At 36.2% G+C, this 10,798-nt stretch carries 7 protein-coding genes; all 7 read left to right on the top strand.

Going from position 1 to position 10,798, the window contains the following annotated elements:
* The first annotated feature begins 46 nt into the window (after positions 1 to 46).
* The 7 genes from HMPREF1865_RS08530 to HMPREF1865_RS08495 all read left to right on the top strand — a co-directional run bounded on the left by HMPREF1865_RS08530 (position 47) and on the right by HMPREF1865_RS08495 (position 10,627).
* Positions 47 to 4,078: a hemagglutinin repeat-containing protein gene (locus HMPREF1865_RS08530; RefSeq protein ID WP_230949622.1), complete on the top strand. Its 4,032-nt coding sequence runs from the start codon at positions 47 to 49 to the stop codon at positions 4,076 to 4,078.
* A gap of 703 nt (positions 4,079 to 4,781) precedes the next feature.
* Positions 4,782 to 5,657: a glycine--tRNA ligase subunit alpha gene (gene glyQ, locus HMPREF1865_RS08520; protein WP_060919832.1), complete on the top strand. Its 876-nt coding sequence runs from the start codon at positions 4,782 to 4,784 to the stop codon at positions 5,655 to 5,657.
* Between the two features lies 1 nt (position 5,658).
* Positions 5,659 to 7,710, top strand: coding sequence for a glycine--tRNA ligase subunit beta (glyS, locus tag HMPREF1865_RS08515; RefSeq protein ID WP_060919831.1), 2,052 nt, complete (start codon positions 5,659 to 5,661; stop codon positions 7,708 to 7,710).
* A 166-nt stretch (positions 7,711 to 7,876) separates the two neighbouring features.
* Positions 7,877 to 8,263 (top strand): MarR family winged helix-turn-helix transcriptional regulator, encoded by a 387-nt coding sequence (locus HMPREF1865_RS08510; RefSeq protein WP_024061633.1) that lies wholly within the window; start codon positions 7,877 to 7,879, stop codon positions 8,261 to 8,263.
* A gap of 142 nt (positions 8,264 to 8,405) precedes the next feature.
* Positions 8,406 to 8,747 (top strand): 50S ribosomal protein L19, encoded by a 342-nt coding sequence (gene rplS / locus HMPREF1865_RS08505; protein ID WP_004695921.1) that lies wholly within the window; start codon positions 8,406 to 8,408, stop codon positions 8,745 to 8,747.
* A 184-nt stretch (positions 8,748 to 8,931) separates the two neighbouring features.
* Positions 8,932 to 9,837 (top strand): ribosome biogenesis GTPase YlqF, encoded by a 906-nt coding sequence (gene ylqF, locus HMPREF1865_RS08500; protein ID WP_060919830.1) that lies wholly within the window; start codon positions 8,932 to 8,934, stop codon positions 9,835 to 9,837.
* Positions 9,830 to 10,627, top strand: a complete 798-nt coding sequence (locus HMPREF1865_RS08495; RefSeq protein WP_060919829.1) for a ribonuclease HII — start codon at positions 9,830 to 9,832, stop codon at positions 10,625 to 10,627. The genes ylqF and HMPREF1865_RS08495 overlap by 8 nt, the downstream gene beginning before the upstream one ends.
* Positions 10,628 to 10,798: the final 171 nt, after the last annotated feature.

Raw genomic sequence — 10,798 nt, 5'->3', positions numbered from 1 at the left:
AGTTTTGTATCCTAAAGTGTATTTAGCCAAACAGTCCGCTAAATCTATGGATGCAATGGGGGGGATTATAAGTGGCAAAGCCATCGTTAGCAATACTAATACAGGTATTTTAAATCAAGGCATTATGACTGCAGATACAATTGTATTAGAAGCTCTTGATGTAGAAAATACAGGTCGTATAGATGGACGTAAAGTGACTATTAAGGCATCTCAAGATGTAATCAATAGTGGTAATATTCATGGTGATAAACAAGTCTATATTAATGCTGGCCGTGATATTAATGTAGGTACTCAGGTAGATAGATTACAACATCAAGATGTAGTTGGTCGTCAAGGTACTATAGGGGTAGCAGAAAATGGTGATTTAGCTTTAACTGCTAAACGAGATGTTAATCTTAAAGGAGCTATTGTTCATACTGGAGATAATTCGAAAGCAAGTATTGAGGCTGGTCAGAATATTAATTTAACAACAGAGGCATTATCTGCTAAAAAGGATATGACTGTTAATAGTGATAATTATAATCGTACTGACCGCCGTACAGAATTAGGTACAGCTATTTTAAGTGATAGCAATGTTAATTTACATGCCGGGAATGATGTAAATATCCGTAATGGTATTGTTAATAGTGAACATGGCTTAACATCAGTTGAAGCTGGAAATGATGTTACTATCACTAATGGGAAAAGCTATAGCCGTGATGAATATGGTCTAAAATACAAAGAAAAGAGTTTATTATCACGCACCACTAATATTATACGCACAGATCATGAGCATACAGGTGTTTTATCTTCAACGATTGGTGGCGATACGATTAATGTGAAAGCTAATCGTAATGTTTCAGTAACCGGTTCTAATATTTTAGGGACAAAAGATGTATCAGTATCTGCGGGTAATGACGTGCGTACGGATTCAGGTGAAGAAACTCAACGTGATGATGTATATCAATATAGTAAAAAATCTGGCTTAATGGGCGCTGGTATAGGATTTACTATTGGTAGTAAAAAAGTGACTGATACATTAGATGAAAATTCTAAAATAAATGTAAATACATTAATTGGTTCTGCTAATAGAAAGATTAGTATTGATGCTAATAATAAGGCACATCTCACTAGTACTGATATAATTGGTAAAAATGATATTGTAGTTAGTGCTTCAGATATAACCCTTGATGGTAAACATGACACTGTAGCATCGAAGCAGGTGCATGAAGAGAAACAATCCGGTTTAACTGTTAGCTTGGGTGGATCTATTGCTTCAGCGCTGACTACTGCACGTGGATTACAACGTAAGGCTAATAGTCGTGATGATAAACGCTTAGGAACTTTAGAATCTCTTGAAGCTGGTAAGGAACTTAAAAAAGGTTATAGTAAGATTCAAGAGTATAAAAACTTTACTCCTGATTTTGTACGAGATGAAGCACAAAAATCAATAGTGTCTGGAATACTTAAAGAACAAAAAGTAAAAGAAATTGATAGTCTTCTACAAAATAATAAATTAACCGATAAAACTAGAAAGGCATTAGAAAAAGAAAGAAAAAGATTAGCTAAAGAAGCAAGTTATGAAAAAGCAAAAGGTTATAATGACTTAAATGACATAAATGGGGATCAAAAGCAATTCAAAGAAAATAAACGGGCAAAAAAAGATGGATTAGCTAATATTCATGTAAGTGTTGGCTCTAGTAAAAGTAGAAGCGAATCAAGATTGGATAGTAGTAAGTATGCAGGAGGGCATATATTATCTGATAATGGAATTAAATTAGTTACAAAACCAACTACGATTGATTCAGGAGATATACTGGCTATTGGTGAAACCATTCGAGGAGAATCTGTTGAATTGGATGCAAGTAGAAATCTCTCCCTACAAGCTGGAACAAATACAACTAATATAGCTGATAAATATGATAGCAAAGGCTGGTCAATTGGTACTAATATTAGTGTTAATGGTGGTGGCTTACTAGGTATTGATGCTAATTATAATAAATCAAATGAAAATGGTACTACAGTTAAAACGACTCATTCGGGAACGGTTGTTCAAGGTAATAAAGTAATTACAAACTCTGGTGCTGATACTAATATTGTGGGATCAAAAGTATATGGTGAATATATTCAATCTCAAATAGGTGGTAATTTAACTATTAAAAGCTTGCAAGATAGTGAAACCTATAGAGGCGAAAAGAAAAATATAGGATTTAGCATATCTACAAATGGTACACAATTAGGTGGGGTATCTGCAGAATATTCAAAAGGTAAAATGACTAGTGATTATGCTAGTGTTACTGAGCAAGCTGGATTATATGCTGGTGCTGAAGGCTTTGATATCACAACTAAAGAAAATACTAAATTAGAAGGTGCTGTTATTGATAGTAAGGCAAAGGTAGACAAGAATAAATTATCAACGAATTCTTTAACAGTTAAAGATATTAAAAATAAAGCTAAATATAAATCTAGTAATACAGGTTTAAGTTATACATCTGTATCTGGCTTTAAAAATTTAAGTCAAGCAGGTAAAGATGCTGTATATAACTCTTTAGGTTTGTTGCCAAAACTATTGCCAGATTCGGAAAAATCAGCTGAAAGTACTACAAAATCTGTTATTGCTAATGGTAAAATAATAACAGAATCCTCTAATATTGATATTAATAAGATTTCTAAAGATACAAAAAATAGCCTAAATAAGCTTGATACTATTTTTGATAAGAAAAAGGTTGAAGAACGGCAAGAATTAGCACGATTATTTGCTAAAGATGCATTTGAGCAACTTCATTATTGGGAGCCTAAAACAAAAGAAGGAAAAGTTGCAAAGGCATTAGCGCATGCGGTAGTCGCTGAAACATCTGCACGTATAGCTGGAAACCCTACAGGTAGTGGCTTCTATGCTGGTGCAACAAATGAAGCCTTGATTGGTGAAATTCAAAAAATTGCTAAATCTAATCCTGCTGTAGCACAATGGCTAAGTGCAAGTTTAGGGGCCCTAGTAAATCATGGGCTTGGTAAATCTCCAATTACTGGTGCGACTGAAGCACAAAATGCAACAAAAAATAATGCATATGGTGTAATGAAAGAAAATAAAGAACTCGAATTTTGGGATTATTATTATATTATCGATCTTTATGGTAATGTGTATAAAAGAACTAACACTGGTGATTATATAGTATCTCCATCAGTGGTTCGCAATGGTACTTTAACAACTGTTGTTAAACAAAATCCTGCAGATGGTTATCAATCTGACGGCCAAGAAGTATTTGTTTACCCAGATGGTTCATATGTTAATATTGATGAGCCTTTAGGAAAAGTGCATGTAGGTTCAGCACATTTGCTAACAAATACAAGTTCCTCATGGGATAATCCTAGTGTAAATAATCCTGCAGTAGTTGAAGAAACACCAAGAGTTATAGATGAATGGCCAGAAGAATCTACAGGTAAAATTTATAGAGTTTATAGTAATAGCTCAGAACCAGTATTTACAGGAGAATACCAAGGAAATAGGAATTTAATGTCAGGTGCTACTGCAGTTTATAATCCAGATCATAAAGCTTGGTATGCTGGTGGATATGTTATTTATCAAAATGATGAAATTGATGCTATAATAAGACAGCAACAGCGAGAACATGAGTATCAAATTGCTAAAGATAAATTTAATAGTCCAAATACTGCTATAGGTTTAATGGGAGATGTAGTTTCTTATACTGGTGAGTATGTTGGTGATAAAAAAGTCGGAAATGCAGTAACTATTGGTCAAACTGTGCCTAAATTAATTCAGAATCAAGACAAATATGATACATTTTCTGGAAAGTATTTGGCAGGTATTTCTGATTTTGCTAATGAAACTGCAAAAGCAAGAATGGCGGCTGCGACGGTACTTTTAGCTACACCATCTTTAGCTAGTCCAGGTTTAAATAATTTAAATCCTAGTATATCTTTTACTAAGGGATTAATACTAACTGGGGCTGCGGGAATTACGATAAATAATACTATAGGTGAAGTTACTGATGATGCAACTGAGCAGATAAAAAATTATATTAAGGAGAACGAAGAGTATATCAAGGAGAAGGAAGATAAATGGAAAATCAAATGGTAAATCTATTTTTTCTATTAGGTTTTAACTATCTTATGTTTAAAAGTTGGGGTACTCGGAAGGTTACACTTTTAACAGTAATTGGAAATTATTTCTTTATATGTATTTTCATAAAATCATATATTGGTTTACCTAAATTTATTGAGATATTTAATACTATTTTTATGTTCGGAATATGTATTTTAGGTACTTATAATTTATGGCGAAAAAGTAAAGCAGGAACACTAACTGATTATGAAAAAAGAGGATGGCGTTTGATACGTACTTTAGATGTTTTGATTATAATGTCCGTAATATTACTCTTATCATTTTTCTTATTTATAAAGTACTTTTAAGTAATATATATTTAGAATTAATTTTATTATCTTAAATACTTCTGGTTTAGAATAATTATATATTCTGAGAGATTGACATTCTTCCCCCTGTATTGCTACAATATTATGTATAATATATGCGATGAAGCAGAGTAGTAAACCTCTCTAGCGAGTGAGGATGGTGTAAGCTCACATTTGGTTGAAGGCGCTGTAGAGCATTGGCAGGAACGCAGGTATCTGTTAGTAAAGGCCAACATAGAAAAAAGAGGGCGCAAGCCAAATAGGGTGGAACCGCGGGTATACTCGTCCCTGTAACGTTTTTCGTTACAGGGACTTTTTTGTTTGTAACGAAATGGTTGATTTTATGTCGGTTGTGTAAAGTGGAGGCAGCAATGACATTTCAAGAGATTATTTTAAATCTACAAAAATTCTGGAGCGATCAAGGTTGTATCGTTCAAAATCCATATGACATCGAAAAGGGTGCAGGCACAATGAATCCTGCTACATTCTTGCATGCTATTGGTCCTGAACCATGGGCTGTATGTTATGTAGAGCCTTCTCGTCGTCCAGCAGACGGTCGTTATGGTGATAACCCTAACCGTTTGTTCCAACATCACCAATTCCAAGTTATCGTGAAACCATCTCCAGATAACATCCAAGAATTGTATTTACAATCTTTGGCCACTCTTGGTATTCATGCTGAAGATCACGATATCCGCTTTGTAGAGGATAACTGGGAATCTCCAACATTGGGCGCTTGGGGCCTTGGCTGGGAAGTATGGCTCGACGGTATGGAGGTAACTCAGTTTACATATTTCCAACAAGTTGGCTCCATCGACTGTAAACCAGTTTCCGTAGAAATTACATACGGTCTAGAACGTTTGGCTATGTACATTCAAGGCGTAGAAAATGTATATGACCTTAAATGGAATGAAAATGTTACATATGGTGACGTTTGGCATGCTAACGAAGTTGAACAATCCGTATATAACTTTGAATTAGCTGATACAGATATGCTTTTCAAATTGTTTGATATGTACGAAGCAGAAGCAAAACGCGTTTGTGCAGCCGGTTATGTATTACCAGCTTATGACTATGTATTGAAATGCTCCCACACATTCAACTTGCTTGATTCCCGCGGTGCTATTTCCATCAGCGAACGTACTGCTTTCATCGGCCGTGTACGTGCATTAGCTCGTATTTGTGCACAACAATACCTTGCTAAACGCGAAGAATTAGGTTTCCCACTTTTGAAAGGAGATAAATAAGATGGCAAAGGATTTATTATTTGAAATCGGTGCAGAAGAAATTCCTGCCGGCTTTATGCCCAATATCTTAGGTCAATTGAAACAATTGGCTGAAACGAAATTAAATGATGCCCATCTTCCTTTTGAAAGCATCGCAACATACGGCACACCACGTCGTTTGGCTCTTATCGTGAAAGGTCTTGCTGACACATCTGCTGAAATCAGTGAACGTCATAAAGGTCCTTCTGCTTCTATCGCATATGATGCTGACGGTAATGCAACAAAAGCAGCTATCGGCTTTGCTCGGGGTAAAGGTCTTGATGTAACGGATCTCGTTGTAGAAGACGGCTATATTTACGCTGAAACTAAAACTGCAGGGGTTCCGGCAAAAGATATCGTCACAGACATGTTACCACAACTGATTACAGGTCTTAACTTCCCTAAATCCATGCATTGGGGTAATTTAGATGCTAAGTTCGTACGTCCTGTACGTTGGCTTGTAGCTTTACTTGATGAAGACGTAATTCCTGTAGAATTTGCTACTGTTAAATCTGGTAATGTAACACGTGGTCATCGATTCTTAGGTGCTGATGAAATCACTATCAAAAATGCATCATCCTATATAGACACATTAAAAGAAAACTTTGTTATGGTTGATCAAGACGCACGTCGTGAATTGATTTCCAAACAATTACATGATATGGCAGCTTCTAAAAATGCATCCATCGTTTGGGATGATGATTTGTTAGAAGAAATCAACTATCTTGTTGAATGGCCTACAGCATTGTGTGGTGGTTTTGAAGAGTCCTACTTGGCACTTCCAGATGCAGCTATTATTACACCTATGAAAGACCATCAACGTTATTTCCCATTGGTTGACCAAAACGGCAAATTATTGCCAATGTTCTTAACAGTTCGTAACGGATCCGATCATTCCATCGAAGTAGTTCAAGCTGGTAATGAACGTGTATTGCGCGCTCGTCTTGATGATGCTAAATTCTTCTTCAATGAAGACCGCAAGAAACCTCTTATTGACCGTCAAGATGGTTTGACTAAAATCGTATTCCAAGAAGGTCTTGGTAACTTAGCAGATAAAACTGAACGTTTACTTAAATTGGGCCGTGTATTTGGTGAAGAATGTGGTTTACACGAAGATGCAGCTGTTGTGTTAGAACGTGCTACAGAGCTTGCTAAAACTGATCTTACAACTGGTATGGTTACAGAATTCACTGAATTACAAGGTGTAATGGGTAAAGAGTACGCTTTACTTGATGGTGAGTCCGAAGAAGTGGCAGAAGCTATTTTCGAACAATATTTACCACGTTTTGCAGGCGATGTATTGCCTCAAACTGAAGCAGGTAAAGTATTGTCCATCATCGATAAAGTAGATAACATCGTTGCCACTTTCAGCCGTGGCCTAATTCCTACAGGCTCTCAAGATCCATATGCATTGCGCCGTCAAACAATTGGTATTTTGAACATCTTGCTTGGTAGCGAATGGAATATCAGCTTACGTCCAATCTTCAAAGCATCTATGGAATTGCTTAATATACCAACTGAAAAACAAGACGAATTGCTTGGCCAAGTAGAAGAGTTCTTCACACTTCGTTTGAAAAATATCTTCCTTGATCGCGAAGTTCCTCATCATGTAATCGACTTATTGTTATCTAACAACGAATTGTCCGTTGCTGATGCTGAAGGTCTTGTAAATGCATTGTTAGCTAACCGCATCGATGAAAACGTTGAACTTGTTCAAGCCTATACTCGTATGTACAATCTTGTAAAAGATGTGGAATATACTGGTGTTAATAGCGATTTATTGAAAGAAGATGCTGAAAAAGAATTGTTCGAAGCTGCTTCTAAAGCATCTGAAGCAAGTAGTGCTGCTTGGGAAGCAGGCGATTATGATGCAGTCGTGGCAGTTCCAGCTACTTTAGTTCCAGCCATCAACAAATTCTTTGAAGATGTAATGGTTATGGATAAAGATGAAGCTATTAAAGCTAACCGTTTACAACTCGTTCGTTTAGCATACAGTGTAATGGCTATTATTGGCGATATTAGCGCATTAAAATAACATATTTCAGTAAAACTTAAAAATTTTACAATGATATACAAGAGAAGAGGTACCGTGTGTACCTCTTTTTTGCTTTTACAAAGAATATGCAAATTTTATGCAGGATTTTTAGAGACTATGGCGAATACTTTATAATATACAAAGTTGTATGAGGAGATAGATGATTATGAATCATGATGAATTATATAAAGCCTTATGTAAGGTGCCAAGCGGCAAAGAAAAGTCTCGTGATAGAATTATTATTGAATTATATATGCGTTCCCAAGGAGCATCACAGAAGCAGTTAGTAGATGCTCTAAATATGCGTCCTGCTACTGTGTCGGAGCAGACAGATATTCTCATTGAATTGGGATATGTTACAAAACATATTGATTATATGGATAAACGTATATCTGTAGTTACTTTAACAGATGAGGGGAAACGGTTAGGCAAAACTCTTTTACATACATATAACGAATTTCTTAATGTAATGTTCTCTGATTTATCGGATGAAGAACAGGAGAATTTATACCGCTTATTAGGTAAGTTAAAACGACCAATTATACGTAAATAATACGTAAATATTTGGATTATTAAAATAATATAGAAAATACTTGCTAACAGTACGTGATTTATGATACTATATTGCTGTTAATTTGAGACAGTCCGCTGCCTATAAGGTGTAGGTATTGAATGTCTGCAAACAGGAGGAAACAATGAACATTATTAACGTACTTGAACAAGAACAACTTCGTACAGACATCCCTACTTTCCGCGCTGGTGACACAGTTCGCGTACACGTAAAAGTAGTGGAAGGTACTCGTGAACGTATCCAAGTGTTCGAAGGTTTGGTAATCAAACGTCAAAACGGTGGCGTACGTGAAACTTTTACAGTTCGTCGTATTGCATCCGGTGTAGGTGTAGAACGTACATTCCCACTTCACAGCCCACGTTTAGCTAAAATCGAAGTTATGCGCCGTGGTGTTGTTCGTCGTGCTAAATTGTACTACTTACGTAACCTTACTGGTAAAGCTGCTCGTATTCGCGAAAAACGCTAATGTTCATAAAAGGCTGCCGTTGGCAGCCTTTTATTTTTGCTAAAATTGGATATGAATAGTTCTATTTTATTATTCTATGAATTAAAGAGTTATAATAGAGGAATATAGAGCTGTAAAAAGATAAATATAAAATATACTAAGTATCTCTATGAGATGTATATAAAGTATGTAGAAAGGATATAAAATGGCAGATTCACCTATCGTACATTGGTTCCCTGGGCATATGGCGAAAGCTACTCGTATGATTACAGAGTACATCAAAAAGGTAGACGTAGTTATCGAGTTATTAGATGCGCGTATTCCTCGCTCTAGTGCGAATCCTGTAATCCTTGAACTCGTTGGTCAAAAACCACATATTGTACTGTTAAATAAAGTTGACTTAGCAGATCCTAAAGCCACAAAGGAATGGACTGAATTCTTTACTAAACAAGGCATTACAGTATTGGCTATCGATTCTAAATCTGGCAAAGGCAATAAAAAATTACTATCTACCGTAGAACGTCTAAGTAAACCTATCATTGATCGTTGGGTAGCGAAAGGTATTCGCAGTCGTTCTGTTAGGACTATCATCTTAGGCATTCCTAATGTTGGTAAATCTACATTGATTAACTCTTTAGCTGGTTCTGCTGCAACGCGTACAGCTAATAAGGCAGGTCATACACGTGGTCAACAGTGGGTTAAAATCGGTAAAAATCTTGAATTGCTTGATACACCAGGTGTATTATGGCCAAAATTAGAGGACCAACGTGCAGCGGCTCGCCTCGCTATGACAGGTGCCATTTCCGATGATGTTTATGATTTAGAGCATGTTATAAAACAGTTATTAAATTACTTATTGACGAACACGCCAAATATTTTGGTAGAGCGTTATAAATTAAAAGAAGAAGAGATGACTGATGTTGATACGATTCTTGAAAGCATCGGACGTCGTCGAGGTTGTCTTGTAAGCGGTGGCATTGTAGATTTTGACAAGGCTCGCCGTATTATCTTGCAAGACTACCGCAATACTAAGTTAGGTACAATTACTCTCGATCAAGTTGATGAAGAACCGTACTACCCTGCAGATGGTGAGGAGAGTCATAATGGATAAAGATGTATTTTCTAAGTTAAAAGTAGCAGATATTAAAGCTCTCTTTGAAACTGAACAAGCCTTAGAGATTTTGTCTTTTGCTCAAGAGGATACTCGTAGTTCTGTACAAAAATTGGTTGCTTCTTATATTAAGCGTCAAGAAAAAGAGTTAAAAGAACAGCAACGTCTCATGGGTATGTATGACTATGAAGGAATGTTCTATGATCAAGGTATCTACCATGTGGCTGGTGTCGATGAAGTGGGGCGTGGTCCTATTGCGGGGCCTGTTACGGTAGCTGCTGTTATCTTGCCACCTATGACATTAATTCCGGGGCTCAATGACTCTAAAAAACTAACAGAGGAAAAACGGGAAACACTCTATGATATCATCATGGACGAAGCCGTTGCTGTTAGCTGTATTTCTTACGGTCCAGAAAAGATTGATGAGCTAAATATTTATGAAGCAACGCGACAAGCGATGTATGAGGCTATTCGTACGCTTAGCGTACCAGCTGAAGCAGTAGTAGCCGATGCTATGAAATTGCCTGATTTGAGGATTCCCGTTGAATCCATCATTAAAGGTGATAGCAAAAGCGCTAATATTGCTGCTGCATCCATCATTGCAAAGGTTACGCGAGATCGATATATGAAGAGCCTTGATGATGAGTTCCCTGGCTATGGCTTTGGTATTCATAAAGGTTACTATACGGAATTACATAAAGAAGCTATCGAGCAACAAGGGGTAACACTGCTTCATCGTAAGAGCTTTGAGCCTATTAAATCTATTGTGCGTTGGGTTAAACCTGAGTAAATTTTAGTTATTTATATATGGATAATAGATTTATTTTATGATTAGACTATTAAGTTAAGTCTTATAGTTGTATTAGTTATATTAGTTTTATTCGTATTATCATTATAAATTGCATATAGTTTATAACCGTAAAGAGATTCCTATTGGTCACCTATGTGACTATTAGGAACC

Origin of the sequence: Veillonella parvula, assembly GCF_001553335.1 — a bacterium.
In the GTDB taxonomy this organism is placed as follows: Bacteria; Bacillota; Negativicutes; order Veillonellales; family Veillonellaceae; genus Veillonella; species Veillonella parvula_S.
The sequence above is the reverse complement of the archived record's forward strand: the minus strand, read 5'-3'. Positions and strand labels throughout refer to the sequence as shown.